The organism is Rathayibacter festucae DSM 15932, assembly GCF_004011135.1.
Lineage (GTDB): Bacteria > Actinomycetota > Actinomycetes > Actinomycetales > Microbacteriaceae > Rathayibacter > Rathayibacter festucae.
Map to the genome: position 1 here is coordinate 2,773,927 of NZ_CP028137.1, position 16,753 is coordinate 2,790,679.

Here is a 16,753-nt window from a genome sequence, read left to right on the forward strand (position 1 = left end):
CCGGAACAGGCGGATCCCACGAGCCGTAGCCGAAACCGCGAGCCGGAGGTCCGGGCCACCGACGCTCGGCTCGCGGAAACCGCCCCGGCTCGCCAGAACAGCCGTGTTTCGCGAGCCGAGGCCGGAATCACGAGCCGGAGGTCCGGGTCGCCGACATTCGGCTCGCGAAAACAGCCCCGGCTCGTCGGAACTGGCGGATCCCCCGACCCGAGGCCGGGATCACGAGCCGGAGGTATCGGCGGAGGAACGGGCGGCCGAGCTTCGACTCGCGGGACCAGCTCCGGCTCGCCAGAACGGCCGGATCCCACGAGCCGTGACCGAAAGTGCGAGCCGGAGGTGCGGGCCGCCGACGTTCGGCTCGCGAAAACAGCTTGGGCTCGCCGGAACAGGCGGATCCCACGAGCCGAGGCCGGAATCGCGAGCCGGAGGTGTCGGCGGAGGTCCAGGCGGCCGAGCTTCGGCTCGCGGAAACCGCCTCGGCTCGTCGGAGTCCGCTGGTTTCGCGAGCCGGAGCCGGTTTCGCGAGCCGGAGATGCAGCGGAGGTGCGGGCGGAGGCGAGCAGGGAGGGAGGTGCGGACGACAGCCGCGAGCAGCGCGCGCCGCCTCAGGTCCCCATCGCCCAGGGCTCGCGGTCGCCGCGGAGGCGGGCGGCGAGCGCCATCGCCTGCTCGTCGGTGAGGGTCGCCACGTAGTCGACGACGCCGCGGGCCCGGCCGAGGCGCTGCAGCGACTCCGCGTCGACCCGCGGGCGCCCGCGCTCGCCGGCCGGCAGCCACTCGGGGCGGTCGGCGCGGAGGCGGAAGTAGCCGTCGGTCGCCAGCTCGATCAGGTCGAGCAGCTTCTGCGGGGCGCGCGGGCCGTCGCGCGGATCGTCGAGCCAGGCGTCGAGGTGGGTGACCAGCGTCCCGAGCACCTGCGACTGACCGCGCTGATAGGTCGCGAAGTCGGGCCGGTCGATGACGAAGCGGGTGTGCACGAACTTCAGCACCGTCACGTCGTGCCAGGCGTCGGGAAGGAGGGTCAGGTGCCCCGAGCGCACGTTCGGCTCGGCCAGCACGAGCACCGAGCGCTGCAGCCGGCCGATCCAGGAGGAGACGAACGACTCGATCGCCCGCTCGGTGCGGGTGGAGCCGTCGAAGGGGACGGCGAGCAGCCCCTCCACCAGCTCGGCCGAGACCCGCTCGACGGAGGAGCGGAAGTGCTCGTCGCTGGCGATCCACGGGTCGCGAGCCACCAGCCGGCGCCGCAGCATCTCCAGCGAGTGGCCGGGCGCCCGCGCCCAGAGCTCGTCGGCGTCGAGGGCTGCCAGCGCGTTCTGCTCGCGGAGGAACGCGCGGAACTCCACCGCGACGGCCGCCTGCTGCAGCACGCCCGCGCGGTAGAAGTCGTCGAGGTCGTGCAGCGAGTAGGCGATGTCGTCGGCCACGTCCATCACCGAGCACTCCAGCGTCTGCTGCCAGGGCGCGATCGCGGTGAAGCCGGTGCGGGAGTCGAGCAGGTCGTCGAGGTCGAGGGTGTAGGCCGAGAACTTGGGCGGCGCGGTCTCCCAGCGACTGGCGGTCGAGCCGCGCGGCAGCTCGGTCGGGTCGGCGGTCTCGAGGTCCGGCCGGCAGACGGTGCGGCCCCACGGGTACTTGAGGACCGCGGCGCGCGAGGCGGCCGTGAGGTTCAGCCCCGCCTCGACCGTCTCGCAGACGTCGAGCTCGGAGAGGATCCGGAACGACTGCGCGTTGCCCTCGAAGCCCTCCTCGAGGCCGAGCTTCTCGCGGGCCAGGCGGTCGAGCGCCTGCTCGCCGAGGTGCCCGAACGGCGGGTGGCCGAGGTCGTGCGCGCTGGCCGCGGCCTGCACCACGACCGGGTCGCAGCCGCCGAGGCGCTCGACCAGCTCGCGCTGAGCGGTGTCGGTGGTGGTCAGCTGCATCGCGATGGCGCGGGCGACAGCGGTGACCTTGATGGAGTGGGTCAGGCGGTTGTGCACGACCTGGCCGACGCCGGAGGGCGAGATCACCTGCGTCACCGCGGAGAGCCGGGCGAAGTAGGGCGAGAACCGGATCCGCTCCAGGTCGACCCGGTACTCCGGGAACTCCTCGCCGGTGGCGAAGCGGTCGACGGGCTCCGGCGTGCGGCGGTCGCGGCGGGTGTCGTGCGCCCGGTCGTCCGTCCGCGGCCGGTCGTCCGAGTGCGGCGGGGCCGGTGTCGCGTCGTGCATGGGCCCACCCTACGGGCGGAGCTCCCCCGGCTCCTCGCGACCGGGCTCCTCGCGGCCCGGCCCCTCGCGCCCCGGCTCCTCGCGCTCGAACCGAGCCCGCGGTGCCACCGCGATCAGCACGGCGGCGGCGACCACCGCGCCGAGCACGTACGCGGCGATGTCCAGCCAGGAGAAGGTGCTGCCGACGACGAGCCGCAGCGGCGGCCACAGCTCGACCAGTCGGGCGGCGGCACCGATCGCCTGGAGCTGCTCCATCGCGATCGACCAGGCGAGGGCGATCCCCGCGGCGGTCACCGCCGGGATCCGCGGCAGCAGCACGCAGACCAGCAGGGCGACGAGCACGACGTAGAGGACGCTGCCGGCCAGGTCGGCGAAGAGGCCGGCCAGGAGGAAGCGCAGAGCGAGCCCGAGCGCGAGCGCGGCGATCGCGGCGAGCGCGAACGGCAGCCGCGCCCTCATCGGGCACCGTGCGCGCGGCGCACCCGGTCGAGGGCGAGGAGGAAGGTGCGGTCGTCGGCGACGGTCCAGCCGAGCGGCCCCGGCGTGGCGACCACGAGCGGCACCAGGACGCGGCGGCGCGCCCGCGCGGCGAGGGCGGAGGCGGAGGCGCGCGCCGCCTCGGAGACCAGGCCGCGGAAGCCCTGACCCGCGGCAGCGCCCCGCTCCGGCCGGGCCGCCAGCACGGCGAGCACGACGGCGCGGACGCGGAAGGCGCCGTGCGCGACCGTTCCGACCTCGACCGAGAGGACGTCGCTCCAGTCCGCGATCGCCAGGGCGTCGGCGCGCTCCCCGGCGAGCGCCGGTCCGTCCGCGCCGAGGGTGACGACGCCCGTGGCGTCCGGAGCGACGGCGGCGGCCGGGGCGGCGATCCGCCGCAGCGCCCGGTCGAACTCGCGGCCGCGCAGCAGCGCGACCCCGTCGGCGACCGCCGCGAACTCGGCCAGCCGCCGCCGGTTCGCCGGGGACGTCTGGCGCAGCTGCGCGGCGAGCGCGCCCCGCGCCCGGTGGGCCTCGGCCGGCGAGGTGATCAGCGCGGTCGGCTCGAAGCGGCGCCGCGGGGGCAGCGGATCGGAGGGCAGCGGACGCGCGGAGGCGTGCGGCGGCGGGGCGCCCCAGTCGGGCGTCGGTGCGGCGGCCATGTCCCCTCCCCCGGAGCACTCGGGACCGCGGCGCTCCTCCGTCGATTCTCCCGCCTTCCGCCTCCGCCTTGCCCGCGAGCGCGGACGGGCTTACGATGGTAGTACCCCCGGGGGGTATCCCTCCGCCGGGCCCCCCGCCCCACGCAAGGAGAACAGCATGACCGCGCACCTCGATCTCGGACTCACCGCCAAGGGAGCCGCGGGCGGGTCCGGGGGCGGCTGCGGGTCGGGCGGCGCCTGCGCCTGCGGCGGCCACGACTCCGCGCACGCGTCCGGGCACGGCTCCGCCGCGGGCGGCGCCTCGGTGCAGAGCTTCGGCGTCGCCGGGATGACCTGCGAGCACTGCGTCCGCAGCGTCACCGAGGAGCTCGCCGCCTACCCCGAGGTCGACAGCATCGACATCTCCCTCCTCCCCGACGGCGTCTCCACCGTCACCGTCGGCTCCTCCCGCCCGCTCGGCCGCGAGGAGATCGCGGCCGCCGTCGCCGACGCCGGGTACCGCCTCGCGCCCCTGGCCTGACGTGGCCGACGCCCCCGCCGCCGGCCGGACCGGGCAGCCCGCCGAGCTCGAGCTCGCCATCGGCGGGATGACCTGCGCGTCCTGCGTCGCCAAGGTCGAGCGCCGCCTGGACGCGCTCCCCGGCGTCCGCGCGAGCGTCAACCTCGCCCTCGAGCGCGCCACCGTCGCGCTGCCCGAGGGCACCACGGCCGCCGACGCGATCGCCGCGGTCGAGGCCGCCGGCTACACGGCCACGGTCTCCGGAGCGGCGCCCGTCGCGGACGACGGCGCGGACGACGGCGCGCCCTCCCGCGAGGAGGAGGCGGCCGAAGCCGAGCGCCGCGTCCTGCGCACCCGGCTCACGGTCTCGGCCCTGCTGGCCGCGCCGGTCGTGCTGCTGTCGATGATCCCCGCGCTGCAGTTCGCGAACTGGCAGTGGCTCTGCCTCACCCTCGCCGCACCCGTCGCGGTCTGGGGCGCCTGGCCCTTCCACCGCACCGCCTGGCGGGCGCTGCGGCACGGGACGACCACGATGGACACCCTGATCAGCCTCGGCACCACCGCCGCCTTCGCCTGGTCCGTCTACGCCCTCTTCCTCGGCGACGCAGGCCGCCCCGGGATGAGCATGCCGTTCGAGCTGCTCGGCACCCGCTCCGGCCACGACGAGATCTACCTCGAGGTCGCCGCCGCCGTTCCCGTGCTGGTGCTGGCCGGCCGCTGGCTCGAGGCCCGCTCCAAGCGCGACGCCGGCGCGGCCCTGCGCGCGCTGCTGCGGCTCGGCTCGAAGGAGGCGACCCGCGTCGCCGCCGACGGCTCCGAGGAGCGCGTCGCCGCCGCGGCCCTCGCGGTCGGCGACCGCCTGCGCGTGCGGCCCGGTGAGGTCGTCGCCGCCGACGGCACCGTCCTCGACGGCTCGAGCGCCGTCGACGCGAGCCTGCTGACCGGCGAGAGCGTGCCGGTCGAGGTCGGCCCCGGCTCCGTCGTCACCGGCGGCGTCCTCAATGCGCACGGCGTGCTCACCGTCCGGGTCGACCGCGTCGGCTCCGACACGACCCTGGCCCGGATGGGCCGCCTCGTCTCGCAGGCGCAGGCCGGCAAGGCGCGGGTGCAGCGGCTCGCCGACCGCGTCTCCGCCGTCTTCGTGCCGGTCGTCGTCGTGCTCGCGCTGGCGACCCTCGTCGGCTGGCTGCTCGCCGGCGCGGACCTCGCCGCCGCCGTCTCGCCCGCCGTCGCCGTGCTGATCGTCGCCTGCCCCTGCGCGCTCGGGCTCGCCACGCCCACCGCCGTCCTCGTCGGCACGGGCCGCGGCTCGCAGCTCGGCATCCTGATCCGCGGACCCGAGGTGCTCGAGACGAGCCGCCGCGTCGACACCGTCGTCCTCGACAAGACCGGCACGCTGACCACCGGCGCCTTCACCGTCGCGGCGGCGAGCGACGACGAGTCCCTCCGCCTGCTCGCGGCCGTCGAGCGCGGCTCCGAGCACCCCCTCGCCGCCGCGATCGTGCGCGGCGCGGAGGAGCGCGGGCTGACCGTCCCCGAGGCGACCGGGTTCCGCGCGAGCGCCGGCTTCGGAGTCCGCGCGAGGGTCGACGGCCGCCTCGTCGTCGCCGGGCGCCTGCGCTGGCTCGACGAGCAGTGGGGCTACGCACCCGGCGACCTCGCCGCCCGCGCCGAGCAGGCCGCGGCCGACGGCGGGACCGTCGTCGGGATCGGCTGGGAGGGCGAGCTGCGCGGCTTCGCCGTCCTCCGCGACGAGCCGCGGCCCGAGGCGGCGCGCACGGTCGCGTCGCTGCGGTCCCGCGGGCTCCGCGTGCTGATGCTGACCGGCGACAACCCGCGCGCGGCGTCGGCCGTCGCCGCCGCGGTCGGCCTCGACGAGGTGATCGCCGAGGTGCTGCCGGAGGAGAAGCTCGCCGTGATCGAGCGGCTGCGCTCCGAGGGCCGCACGGTCGCCTTCGTCGGCGACGGAGTGAACGACGCGGCCGCCCTCGCCGCCGCCGACCTCGGCATCGCGATGGGCGCCGGCTCCGACGCGGCGATCGAGGCGAGCGATGTCACCCTGGTCGGCGACGACCTCGCCCGGGTGCCCGACGCGCTCCGGCTCGGCCGGCGGACCCTGGGCGTCATCCGGGGCAACCTGTTCTGGGCCTTCGCCTACAACGTGGCGGCGATCCCGCTCGCGATGGCCGGCCTGCTCGGCCCGCTGGTCGCGGGGGCGGCGATGGCGTTCTCCAGCGTCTTCGTGGTCTTGAACAGCCTGCGGCTGCGCTCGTTCCGCGCGGAGTGACGTGCGCGGGGCGACGTGGTTGGCTGGGTCCATGCGCACCGAGACCCGCCAGGGCGTCCCCCTCCTCCTCGTCGACGACGACGGGCCCGCCCTCTCCACCTCGGAGGACGCGCTCGCGGTCATCGGCGAGATCTACGGCAGCGACGCCGAGACGATCGTCGTCCCGGTCGGCCGCCTCGATCCGGAGTTCTTCCGGCTCCGCTCCGGCATCGCCGGCGAGTTCGTGCAGCGCTTCGTGATGTACGGCAAGCGGCTCGTGGTCGTCGGCGACATCACCGAGCAGGTCTCGGCCTCGAGCACCCTGCACGACTTCGTCGTCGAGTCGAACCGCGGCGACCACCTCTGGTTCGTCCCCGCGCTCGACGCCCTCGACGCCCGCCTCCGCGACTCCGCGACGGCCGAGGAGCCCGGCGCCGACGGCGGGGTGGAGCCGACCCCCGGCCCCGCGCTCTGATGCCGGACGGGCGACCCACCGCGCCGATGCTGCGGCTCGACGGCCCGGTGCGGTTGCTGCTGCTCGCCGACACGCACCTCCCCAAGCGCGCGAAGGCGCTGCCCGACGAGGTCTGGCGGGCGGTCGACGAGGCCGATCTGGTCGTGCACGCCGGCGACTGGGTCGACGAGGCGACGCTCGACGCCCTCGAGTCGCGGGCCGCGCGCCTGCTCGCCGTCTGGGGCAACAACGACCCCGCCGGGCTTAGGGCGCGCCTCCCCGAGGTCGCCCGCGCGGAGATCGCCGGGCTCGACGTCCGCGTCGTGCACGAGACCGGCCCCGCCGCGGGGCGGGAGGCGCGCGCCGACGCCGCCCACGCCGGTGCCGACCTGCTCGTCTTCGGCCACAGCCACATCCCCTGGGACTCGCGGACCGCGTCCGGGATGCGACTGCTCAACCCCGGCTCGCCGACCGACCGCCGCCGTCAGCCGGCCTGCACGTACCTCACCGCGGTCGCCGAGGACGGCGAGCTGCGCGACGTGCGCCTCGTCGCGCTCCCGGTCCGGGTCCCCGCCCGCTGACGGCGCGCCTTCCCGCCGCGCGAGCGCGGGGCTACGCTCGCCGCATGATCGAGGACGCCGTACCGCTCGCCAGCCGCAGGATCGGAGACGGCCCCGCCCTCGTCCTGCTGCACCCTGGCGGCACCGACTCGCGGTCCCTCGAGCCGCTGGTGGCGGAGCTGCGGAGCGATTACACGCTGCACCTGCCCGATCAGCGCGGCCACGGCCGCACGGCCGACAGCGACGCTCCCCTGAGCTTCGCCGCGATGGCGCGCGACACGATCGCCCTGATCGAGTCGCTGCCCGGCGTCCCCGTGCACCTCCTCGGCCACAGCGACGGCGCGATCGTCGCCCTGCACGTCGCCCTCCGCCGCCCCGACCTCGTGGCGAGCCTGGTCTTCTCCTCCGGCGTCTTCCACCGCGACGGCTGGCTGCCCGGCGTGCTCGACGGCGAGGCCCCCGAGTTCCTGAGGGACGGCTACGCCGAGGTCTCCCCCGACGGTGCCGCGCACTGGGACGTCGTCGTCGCGAAGCTCGACGCGCTGCACGCCAGCGAGCCGGAGCTCACCACCGCGGACCTGCGCGGCCTCGCGGTGCCGACGCTCCTCCTCTTCGGCGACGACGACGAGATCCGCTTCGAGCACGTCCTGGCGATGTACGACGCGATCCCGGACGCCGAGCTGGCCGTCGTCCCGCGCGCCAGCCACGGCGTGATCGTGGAGAAGCCGGACCTCGTCGCCCGACTGGTCCGCGACTTCCACGACCCCGGAAAGACCGACGGCTTCGCGCCGATCCGCCGCGCCTGAACGCCCGCCTTCGAGACCGCTCAGCCGCGGCACGACCGGTTCCGGCCGGCGGCGCAAGGGGGTCACAGCGGAATACGGTCGGCCTAAGCTCTCGGAGATGACCAGCTCACACGACCACCCCGATTCCGCGCACCTGCGTCCGGACGGTCTCGACGACGCCACCGTCGCTGCGCTGGGCAAGCTCTCCGAGGCGCTCGAGACCGTCGAGCACGCGCGCGGGCTCCTCTACGGCTTCCACCGGCTGACCGGCGCCGCCGACCTCGCGCTCGGCGAGGCGGTCGACGCCTTCCGCGAGGCGGGGCGCGACGAGCTGGCCGACACTCTGGAGAAGGAGCTGGTCGGCCGGAACGTCATCGAGGGCCGCTGGACGTTCCAGATCGTCGAGGACTACGACGACGGCTACTACGCCGCCTTCCGCGAGCAGGAGCGCGCCGCGCGCGACGAGCTCGCCGCCGGTCGCCGCCACCTCTTCGAGTCCGAGATGAAGGAGGACCGTCGCTCGCACGGTCTCCGCCACCACGAGTCCCGGCCGGATCCCGAATGAACTCCGTGATCCGGATGCACGCCTCCCCGATGCGCGTGCGCGCCGTCACCCCCGGCTCCGAGCGGCGCGGGGCACCGACGCCCGCTCCCACGACGCGGCGCACCAGCCTCAGCATCGACGGCCGCCGCTTCCTGCTCGCCCTCTCCTTCGACACCGAGGAGCTGGAGAAGAAGCTCGTCGAGGCCGTCCGCGAGCGCGGCGGCATGGTGAGCTTCACCGTCGCCGGCGACCGCGAGGTCTGCGTGCTCGTCTCCCCCGGTGTCGCCGTCATCCTCGAGCACGAGGACGTGCCGGTCGACGAGTTCGATCCGGACGACGCCTCGGTGCAGTACGACGACGTCGAGTACCTGACCTAGATCGAGGACACGGCTCGGCTCGGTGCCCGCCCTCACACGGCGCCCGTCGACGCCCAGAGGTGGAACGCCGCGTGGGCGCGGTGCGGACGCCAGGCCTGCGAGGCCGCGTCCGCCGCCGCCGTGCCGATCCCGCCGAGCGCGCGGCGCAGCACGAGGTCGCCCGCGGGGAACGCGTCCGGGTCGCCGAGCAGCCGGAGCCCGAGGTAGTCGGCGGTCCACGGGCCGATGCCGGGGATCGCGAGCAGGAGCCGGCGCTGCTCGGGCAGGTCGCCCGCGCGGTCGAGCACCAGCCCGTCGGCGAAGGCCGCCGCGACCGCGCGGACGGTCGCCGCGCGGGCCCGGGTCACGCCGATCGCGGCGCGCAGCTCCTCGATCGGTCCGGCGAGGAGGGCCTCGGGCGTGGGGAACGAGCGGAGGCCCCGCTCGCCCTCACTGCCGAACGCTGTCACGACGCGCCCGCCGAAGGTCCTCGCCGCCGCCACCGACACCTGCTGGCCGAGGACCGCCATCACGGCGGCCTCGAACGGCGCGGGGTACTGCGTCGCCCGCAGTCCCGGCCGCGCGGCGACCATCGGGGCGAGCAGCGGATCGAGAGCGAGGGCGGCGCCGATCGCCTCGACGTCGGAGTCGAGATCGAACCAGGCGCGCACCAGCGGGAGGACGGCGGGGTCGGTCGCCGTGACGCGGACGCCGGACGAGGTCAGCTTCAGCGCGAGCGGCACCGGCCGCGACCCGACGGTGACGAGCCGCTCGAGGCGCCGTCCGTCGTCGGAGACCCGCTCGACCCCGGGCAGCGAGTGGTGCAGGAGGAGGTTCGCGGCGCCGACGACGTCGAAGGGGCCGTTCGCGTCGAGGTCGACGGGGCGCGGGTCCACGGGTCGGGAGTCTGCGGCGCTGGGGTCGACGGCGTTCAGGGGAGGAGCACCACCTTGCCGCCGGCGCGGCCCGACTCCACCAGTGCGAGCGCCTCGGCCGCCTCCGCGAGGGGGAAGGAGGGACCGAGCACCACCTCGAGCGCGCCGCGGCCGGCCCGCTCGAGCAGCGGTGCCCGGGCGGCGTCGCGGAGAGCGGTGCCCGGGTCGGCCCCGGCGCCGCCGCCCAGCAGCAGGACGCCGAGCGCCGCGCCGCGCTCGAAGCCGGCGACGGTGGCGATCCGGGAGCGGTCGGCGACGAGCTCGACGGAGGCGTCGAGCGCGTCGTCGGTGCCGGCCGTGTCGAGCGCGACGTCGATGCCGTCGGGCGCGAGGGCGCGCACCCGCTCCACCAGCCCCTCCCCGTAGCGCACGGACTCGCCGCCGAAGCGCTCGACGATCGCGGCGCCCCGCTTGCTGGACGTGCCGATGACACGGGCGCCGCGCTCGCGCACGAGCTGGACGAGGAGGCTGCCGACGGCGCCGCTCGCCCCGTGGATCAGGACGGTGTCGCCGGCGGAGACGTGCGTCGCCTCGAGCAGGTGCACCGCGGTCGTGCCCGTGAGCAGCAGCCCGGCCGCCTGCTCCCAGGCGAGGCCCGGCGGCTTCGGCAGCACCGAGGCGGCCGGCACCACCAGCTCCTCGGAGTAGCCGCCGGAGACCCGGAAGGCGACCACCTCGTCGCCGACGCGGACGTCGCCGAGCGGCCCCGTCGCTGCCTCTCCCACTGCGGTGACCACGCCCGCGACCTCGCTGCCGGGACGGACGGGGGTGCGCCCGCGGCCGAAGAGACCGCGGAGGAGCTTCGCGTCCGCGGGATTGACGCCCGCGGCCCGCACGCGGATGCGCACCCGGCCGGGACCGGGCTCGCCGGGCTCGACCGTCACCGCGTGGAGGGCCTCGGGCCCACCGAAGTCGTCCGCCTGCATCGCCAGAACCACGGGGACCGCCTCTCGCGCGGGCCCCGATCGCCGGCGACGATCAGGAGGGGTCCGGGCGCGCCCGACGCTAGCAGCAGCCTCCGACACCGGCCGGGGCCCGAGGTCGGTGGCCGGGCCCGAGGCCGATGGATGTCGGACAACTGAGAACGCGCGTTCCCTCTGCGCCTACGATGGAGGGATGACGCCGCCGACGCTCGAAGCCACGCCTCCCCGCGAGGCGATCCTCGCGGCGGCCGACCGCCTCTACTACGAGCGCGGGATCCAGTCGGTCGGGATGGACGCGCTGCGGACCGCCGCCGGTGTCTCGCTCAAGCGCCTCTACTCGGAGTTCCCGAGCAAGGAGTCGCTCGTGCTGGCCGTGCTGCAGGCCCGCCACGAGCAGTGGACCCTCGGCGTGCGCAGCCGCGTCGCCGCCGCGACCGGCGCCCGCCCCAAGCTCCTGGCGATCTACGACTTCCTCTTCGACTGGTTCTCCGAGGACTCCTTCCGCGGCTGCAGCTTCATCAACGCCTTCGGTGAGTTCGGCTCGTCCAACCCGGCGGTAGCGCAGCTGGCCCGCGAGCACAAGGACACCTTCCAGCGGTTCCTCGCCGTGCTGACCGAGGAGGTCGGCGGCGGCGCCGAGCTGGCCGCGCAACTCGCCCTCCTCGCCGAGGGCGCGCAGACCACCGCCGCCATCTCGGGCACCCCCGAGTCCGCCCTGCACGCCCGCCGAGCCGCCGAGATCCTGATCGACGCCGCGACCCGCACGTCCTGACGCCGCGCCGCATCCCCTGCTGATCGAGCCGCCCGTAGCAGGCTCCGTGCTCGTCGAGACGCCCGCGGAGCGACTCGTGCTGGTCGAGTACCCCGCAGGGCGACCCATGCTGGTCGAGTAGCCCGCACGGTATATCGAGACCCACCCGCCCGAGGGACGTCAGTCACGCGTCGACGGCCCCCCCCTCCATGCTGGTCGAGTAGCCCCGCAGGGGCGTATCGAGACCCGCTGTCCTCAGCGAGGCTGGTCTGCAGACTCGTCCTTCTGACGCGAGTGGGTCTCGATACGCGCGCTGCGCGCGCTACTCGACCAGCAAGAGAGGGGCCCACGCCGGCCGAGCACCCCGCAGGGCGACCGGTCGTGCTGGTCGAGTAGCCGCCCCCGGCGGCCCTTACATGCTGGTCGAGTAGCCGCCCCCGGCGTCGTATCGAGACCCACCATCACCGTGGCATCCGGGAGCGAGTCTCCTCCACACTGGCAATCCGTCGACGTTGTCCCCGATCAGCCCACGGTTCCGACCCCGCTGTCGGTGGTCACTGCTTCAATACGCGTATGTCAGAAGATGAGAATGCGGCAGCACTCGCGGAGGTGCGCGACTGCTTCACCGACGCCGCGGCCGACGAGCGCGCCGCGTCCCCGACGCGCCTCAGGGCCGCCGAACGGATACACCGCGGCTACCGCGTCGCGCTCACCGTTCCGGAATCATTCGCCCGCGGTGCGACCCGGAGCGAGACCCGGGACCTGGTCGAGCGCTCGATCCGCGCCGAGCTCGCGGTGACGCTCGGCGTGTCCGAGCGGGAGGTCTGCCGCCGCCTCGAGACCGCGCAGATGTTGATGGAGCACCTCCCGCTCACCCGCGCCCTGCTCCGCGACGCCCGGATCCTCTGGGAGGTCGGCGAGGCCGTCTGCAGGACCGCGAGCAGCCTCCCGGAGGCCTCCCGCGCGTCCCTCGACGAGCGCGCCGCCGACGCCGCGCTCACGATGACGACCACGCAGCTGCGCCGCGCCCTGAGCCGCTGGCGCGAGGAGCTGCACGAGCAGCCCCTCGCCGAGCGGCACGCCCGCGCCCGCGAGGACCGCGCCGTCTGGATCACCCCGGACGTCGACGGGATGGCCACCCTCTGCGTCCACGCCTCAGCACCGGTCGTCTCGGGTGCCTACGACCGGTTGCGCCGCATCGCCCGCTCCCTCCGCGACGACGGCGATCCGCGCACTCTCCAGCAGTTGAGCGCGGACGCGGCGGTCGATCTCCTCTGCGACGGCGACATCGCCGGAACCACGCCGAACGCCGAGCACCGGCCCGACCCGACCTTCGTCCCCGGTGTCCGCGCCGAAGTCCGGCTCACTCTCGCGGCTTCCACCGCGGTCGGCCTGGACGAGGCGCCCGCCGAGCTCGACGGCTACGGCCCCGTCCCCGCCCCGATCGCCCGAGAACTGATCCGCACCGCCGCCTCCTTCACCCGCGTCCTCATCGATCCCGAGACCGGCGCGGTCGTCTCCGTGGGCCGCACCCACCGGGTCCCGCCACCGCAGATGCGCCTGCACCTCCAGCTGCGGGACCAGACCTGCCGCTTCGCCGGCTGCACCCGGCCCGCCGCGACCAGCGAGGCCGACCACACCCTCGAGTGGCGCAACGGCGGCGAGACGTCTTTGGAGAACCTCGTCTCGCTCTGCACGTCCCACCACCACATCCGGCACGGGGACCAGTGGACCTACGTCACAAGCGACGACGGGACGATCGTCTGGACGAGCCCGACGGGCCGGCGGATCAGCAACCGGCCACCGGCGCTCCCCGGGCGTCCGCCCGACCCGCCACCGAAGCCCCGCTTCGAGGACGTACCCGCGCCGTTCTGACGACGGGGGATCTCGATACGCCCGCTGCGCGGGGCTACTCGATCAGCATGCATTACCCGCAGGACGCGTCCGTATGTGCCCGCACGTCCTGCCTGAACCGCGCGTCGGGTGCGACGGCGTGCGTCTGCACATGCTGGTCGAGTAGCGCGCAGCGCGCATCGAGACCCACGACGTGCCGGTGGTGGATCTCGATACGCCCGCTGCGCGGGCTACTCGATCAGCATGTGTCGCCCGCAGGACGCGTCCATGTGAGCCAGCACATGCTGCATGAGTCGCGCACAGAATGCGCCGGCGTGCGTCCGCACATGCTGGTCGAGCAGCCCGAAGGGCGTGTCGAGACCCCCCGTGCTCGGGCGAGCACCCGCCGGCGTGCTGGCGCGGGTGGATCTCGATGCGACCGCTCGGCGGGCGACCCGATCAGGCGCGTCAGGCCTCGCCGCCGCCGGGCGGGCCGACGACGAGCAGCGCGGCGAAGAGCGCGGCGACGGCGGCCAGCACCAGGGCGGCCGCGAGGACCGGGCGGCCGAGCGCCCAGCGCAGCAGCCGGCTCGGGAGCCTCCGGTCGCGTGGGTCGGCGCCCGCCTCGCGGCGCCAGTCCCCCTCGAGGAGCCCGCGCCGCTCGAAGCCGCGCTCCAGCGGGATGGTCGTGTACGGCACCACGGCGCTGGCGAGCGCGAGCAGGGTCGCTCCGGCGGTCCAGCGCTGGTTCACCGCGAGGACGAGCGCGGCCGCCCCGTAGGCGAGGAACGCGAAGCCGTGGATCGGGCCGGCCACGCTCACCGGCCAGTCGCCGACTCCGACGGCGTATTTGAGCAGCATGCCGACGAGCAGGAGCGTCCAGGTCACCGCCTCGAGGATCGACAGGATGCGGAAGAGGCGGCGCGGGCTCATGGGATCGGCTCCGTTCGGGTCCGCGGCGGAGCAGCGGACGGTCGGCGTCGGTCGACGGTCAGCGGGTCGACGTTCACCGGGAGACTACGACAGCACTCCTGCCCGCCACCTGGGCGGCACGGCAGCGCGGGGTCCCGGCCTCGCCGTCGATGGGCCGGCCGAGGCGGCGCGTCAGCAGGGGCGGCACGTCAGCCGGGGAGACAGGTCAGCCGAGGCGGCCGAGCAGAGCGAGCGTCGAGGCGACGCCGACCGCGACCGCCGAGAGCGCCGCGATCGCTCCGTGCACGCCGCTGCGCAGCGGCGTCACCCGCGGCTCGTCGCGCAGTCCCGACCACAGTCGGCGCGCGACCTCGTCGGCGCTCGGGCGGGCGGCGGGGTCGAGGCGGGTCATCTCGGTCAGCAGCCCGCGCCAGCGCTCGGGCACTGAGTCGGGGACGACCGGGGCGTGGTGCATGCGCTGCAGCGAGATCTCCAGGGTGGTGCCGGTGTAGGCACGACGGCCGGAGACCGCCTCGAGAAGCACCAGGCCGAGGGAGTAGACGTCGGACGCCGGGCCGACCGTCCCGGAGCCGAGGCTCTCGGGGCTGAGGTACGCCGCGGTCCCGACCAGGACGTCCGAGCGGGTGAGCCGCGCGTCGTCGACGGCCCGGGCGATGCCGAAGTCGCTGAGCTTCGCCTCGTGCAAGGCTCCGGCTGCGGCCACGGACCGCGTGCGGACCAGCACGTTCTCGGGCTTCATGTCCCGGTGCAGAACGTCCCGCGCGTGCAGATGCGCCAGAGCGTCTGCCAGCTGAGCGCCGACCTCGGCGAGCAGCCGCTCGTCGCCCGAGGCGAACCAGCCGGCGGCGGGATCGGCCGGGTCGAAGTACTCCAGGACGAGGAACGCGAGCGCGCCCTCCTCCGTCGCGATCTCACCCTGATCGAGGATCTCGACGATCGAGGAGTGGCGGGAGTCGATCAGGAGGCGCACCTCGCGCTCGCGCCGCGAGCGCTCGTTCGGGGTGTCGGCGACCTCGCGGTAGACCTTCACGGCGACGGAGCGCGCCAGGCGGAGATCGCGCGCCCGGAAGACCGTCGCGCTGCCGCCCTCGCCGATGCGCTCGAGCAGCAGGTAGCGATCGGCAAGAGTCGTGCCGAGGAGAGGATCCGAGAGCGGGAGGACCGGCGCGGTGTCGAGCATGCAGTCCTCCGTCGCCACGATTTCGCTAGCTCGTCTAACTAGCTTGTCCATTCGTACCGTCTGCGGTCGCCGAGGACAAGCACCAGGACGGGGTTGTACATGACTAGATCTTCTTGCTACATGACTGTCTAAGCTGTGGTGCATGGACGAGGTCGCGCTGACTCGACCGGCTGCCCTCCGGCACCCGGCCGCTCCGAGCGCGCCCGGGGCCGCCGAGGTCCTCGGCGCGATGCGGGCCTTCCGCACGGCCGAGAGCGCGATGCGCCGGCGGACCCGCGGATCGATGGGCATGGGCGAGAACGATCTGCTCGCGGTCCAGTTCCTCATGCGCCGGCAGCAGGGCGGCCAGCACGTCAGCCCGAAGGACCTCGCCGCCTACCTCGGCATCTCCTCCGCCTCCACCACCGTGCTGATCGACCGCCTGGTCAAGAGCGGCCACGTCCTCCGCCAGCCGCACCCGAGCGATCGGCGCGCGATCCGGATCGTCGCGACTCCCACCTCCCACCGCGAGGTGCGCGAGACGCTCGACGACATGAACCAGCGGATGCTGGCCGCCGCCGAGCAGCTCTCCCCCGAGGAGGCCAGCGCGGTGGTCCGCTTCCTGCAGACCGTCCGCGAGATCGTCGAGATCCCCGGCGAGCAGGGCGACGTCCTCGAGGACGACGCCGACCACGAGCTCACTGTCGAGCGACGCCGCGCCTGAGCCGCTCGGTTCCGCCGCACCCTCCGCAGTCTCTGCGGAACACGCGTCCTCGGCGTCGGCGCTCCGGGCGCGAGCGGCGTCACCGTCCGTTCATCCGGCCCGGCTTGACATCGTTAGTCAAACTAGTAGACAGTCTTTCTAGCGACAGGGACAGGCTCCTGTCTTCGTGCGAACGGGAGAAGACCATGGGCAGCATCATGTACGGCACTCCTCCGGCGGCCATCGAGGTCGACGACCGGACTCTGGCCCACCTGCAGATCGTCATCATCAACAAGTTCCGCCGGGACGAGCGCTTCCTGCTCACCCTCGACGCCAGCCCGAACGCCGGGACCGGCCGCCGCGGCGTATGGATGCACCCGACCATCCCGCTGCAGTTCGACTTCAAGGGCAGCCGCCAGCCCACGATCAACCCCGAGTGGATCGAGGCCCTGATGGAGCGCGCCAACAGCGGCGCCGGTCTGCGCATCGTCCCGGAGCCCGTCGGCGCGACCGCGGTGCCGCTGCGCCGCGCGGAGCCCGCAGCCTGACGTCAGCCGACTGACGTCAGCCGACCGACGCTCGCCGCCTGGCGCCGGTCGCCTCTGAAGGACCGGACGGCGTCGAGTTCGCCGATATCTGTCGGACTCTCCGAACTGCCTCGCAAGCGCTTGACATTCCGCGCCATGCCCAGGACACAGGCCTA

At 74.6% G+C, this 16,753-nt stretch carries 18 protein-coding genes; 11 read left to right on the forward strand and 7 right to left on the reverse strand.

Going from position 1 to position 16,753, the window contains the following annotated elements; translation table 11 throughout:
* Positions 1–605: 605 nt before the first annotated feature.
* From C1I64_RS12785 to C1I64_RS12795, 3 genes are read right to left on the reverse strand one after another with little or no spacing between them, the layout of a single operon-like run.
* Entirely contained in the window at positions 606–2,210 is a 1,605-nt protein-coding gene (locus tag C1I64_RS12785; protein WP_127887459.1) for a deoxyguanosinetriphosphate triphosphohydrolase family protein, read from the reverse strand.
* Between the two features lie 9 nt (positions 2,211–2,219).
* Complete coding sequence (locus tag C1I64_RS12790) at positions 2,220–2,669, reverse strand: DUF2809 domain-containing protein (protein WP_127887460.1); 450 nt, start codon at positions 2,667–2,669, stop codon at positions 2,220–2,222.
* Positions 2,666–3,349 carry a hypothetical protein gene (locus C1I64_RS12795; protein WP_127887461.1) on the reverse strand — a complete coding sequence of 228 codons (684 nt, stop codon included), beginning with the start codon at positions 3,347–3,349 and terminating at the stop codon, positions 2,666–2,668. Before C1I64_RS12795 ends, C1I64_RS12790 begins: the two co-directional genes overlap by 4 nt.
* A 157-nt stretch (positions 3,350–3,506) precedes the next feature.
* On the opposite strand from C1I64_RS12795, the gene C1I64_RS20595 reads away from it, so the two are divergent.
* The 7 genes from C1I64_RS20595 (at position 3,507) to C1I64_RS12830 (ending at position 8,834) form a co-directional block, all read left to right on the forward strand.
* Positions 3,507–3,869, forward strand: coding sequence for a heavy-metal-associated domain-containing protein (locus C1I64_RS20595; protein WP_127887462.1), 363 nt, complete (start codon positions 3,507–3,509; stop codon positions 3,867–3,869).
* A gap of 1 nt (position 3,870) precedes the next feature.
* A complete protein-coding gene (locus C1I64_RS12805; protein ID WP_279630171.1) occupies positions 3,871–6,135 on the forward strand; it encodes a heavy metal translocating P-type ATPase in 2,265 nt (754 codons plus the stop codon).
* A 31-nt stretch (positions 6,136–6,166) separates the two neighbouring features.
* Entirely contained in the window at positions 6,167–6,589 is a 423-nt protein-coding gene (locus C1I64_RS12810; RefSeq protein ID WP_123446650.1) for a DUF4180 domain-containing protein, read from the forward strand.
* Positions 6,589–7,149: a metallophosphoesterase family protein gene (locus C1I64_RS12815; RefSeq protein ID WP_244209472.1), complete on the forward strand. Its 561-nt coding sequence runs from the start codon at positions 6,589–6,591 to the stop codon at positions 7,147–7,149. The genes C1I64_RS12810 and C1I64_RS12815 overlap by 1 nt, the downstream gene beginning before the upstream one ends.
* Before the next feature lie 44 nt (positions 7,150–7,193).
* Positions 7,194–7,934, forward strand: a complete 741-nt coding sequence (locus C1I64_RS12820) for an alpha/beta fold hydrolase (protein WP_127887463.1) — start codon at positions 7,194–7,196, stop codon at positions 7,932–7,934.
* A gap of 97 nt (positions 7,935–8,031) precedes the next feature.
* The gene (locus C1I64_RS12825) at positions 8,032–8,478 is read left to right on the forward strand and encodes a hypothetical protein (protein WP_127887464.1); all 447 of its coding nucleotides are present in this window, start codon (positions 8,032–8,034) and stop codon (positions 8,476–8,478) included.
* Positions 8,475–8,834, forward strand: coding sequence for a hypothetical protein (locus C1I64_RS12830; RefSeq protein ID WP_123446653.1), 360 nt, complete (start codon positions 8,475–8,477; stop codon positions 8,832–8,834). The genes C1I64_RS12825 and C1I64_RS12830 overlap by 4 nt, the downstream gene beginning before the upstream one ends.
* Positions 8,835–8,866: 32 nt before the next feature.
* Here the strand turns inward: C1I64_RS12830 and C1I64_RS12835 are convergent, their stop codons facing one another.
* Both C1I64_RS12835 and C1I64_RS12840 read right to left on the reverse strand, forming a co-directional pair.
* Positions 8,867–9,709 carry a DNA-3-methyladenine glycosylase family protein gene (locus C1I64_RS12835; protein ID WP_127887465.1) on the reverse strand — a complete coding sequence of 281 codons (843 nt, stop codon included), beginning with the start codon at positions 9,707–9,709 and terminating at the stop codon, positions 8,867–8,869.
* A gap of 35 nt (positions 9,710–9,744) precedes the next feature.
* Positions 9,745–10,686, reverse strand: a complete 942-nt coding sequence (locus tag C1I64_RS12840; RefSeq protein WP_244209473.1) for a quinone oxidoreductase family protein — start codon at positions 10,684–10,686, stop codon at positions 9,745–9,747.
* A 178-nt stretch (positions 10,687–10,864) separates the two neighbouring features.
* Here C1I64_RS12840 and C1I64_RS12845 point away from each other — a divergent pair, with 178 nt between their 5' ends.
* Positions 10,865–11,443: a TetR/AcrR family transcriptional regulator gene (locus C1I64_RS12845; protein WP_123446655.1), complete on the forward strand. Its 579-nt coding sequence runs from the start codon at positions 10,865–10,867 to the stop codon at positions 11,441–11,443.
* A 552-nt stretch (positions 11,444–11,995) separates the two neighbouring features.
* Positions 11,996–13,297, forward strand: a complete 1,302-nt coding sequence (locus C1I64_RS12850) for an HNH endonuclease (protein ID WP_127887466.1) — start codon at positions 11,996–11,998, stop codon at positions 13,295–13,297.
* A gap of 426 nt (positions 13,298–13,723) precedes the next feature.
* On the opposite strand, the gene C1I64_RS12855 is transcribed toward C1I64_RS12850, so the two are convergent.
* Positions 13,724–14,188 (reverse strand): DUF3817 domain-containing protein, encoded by a 465-nt coding sequence (locus C1I64_RS12855; RefSeq protein WP_123736818.1) that lies wholly within the window; start codon positions 14,186–14,188, stop codon positions 13,724–13,726.
* 205 nt (positions 14,189–14,393) lie between these two features.
* Positions 14,394–15,368, reverse strand: a complete 975-nt coding sequence (locus C1I64_RS12860; protein WP_164874538.1) for a serine/threonine-protein kinase — start codon at positions 15,366–15,368, stop codon at positions 14,394–14,396.
* 142 nt (positions 15,369–15,510) lie between these two features.
* Here C1I64_RS12860 and C1I64_RS12865 point away from each other — a divergent pair, with 142 nt between their 5' ends.
* Both C1I64_RS12865 and C1I64_RS12870 read left to right on the forward strand, forming a co-directional pair.
* Entirely contained in the window at positions 15,511–16,071 is a 561-nt protein-coding gene (locus C1I64_RS12865; RefSeq protein WP_123732786.1) for a MarR family winged helix-turn-helix transcriptional regulator, read from the forward strand.
* Positions 16,072–16,256: 185 nt separating this feature from the next.
* Positions 16,257–16,598 (forward strand): DUF7882 family protein, encoded by a 342-nt coding sequence (locus tag C1I64_RS12870; RefSeq protein ID WP_123705407.1) that lies wholly within the window; start codon positions 16,257–16,259, stop codon positions 16,596–16,598.
* The last annotated feature ends 155 nt before the right edge of the window (positions 16,599–16,753 follow it).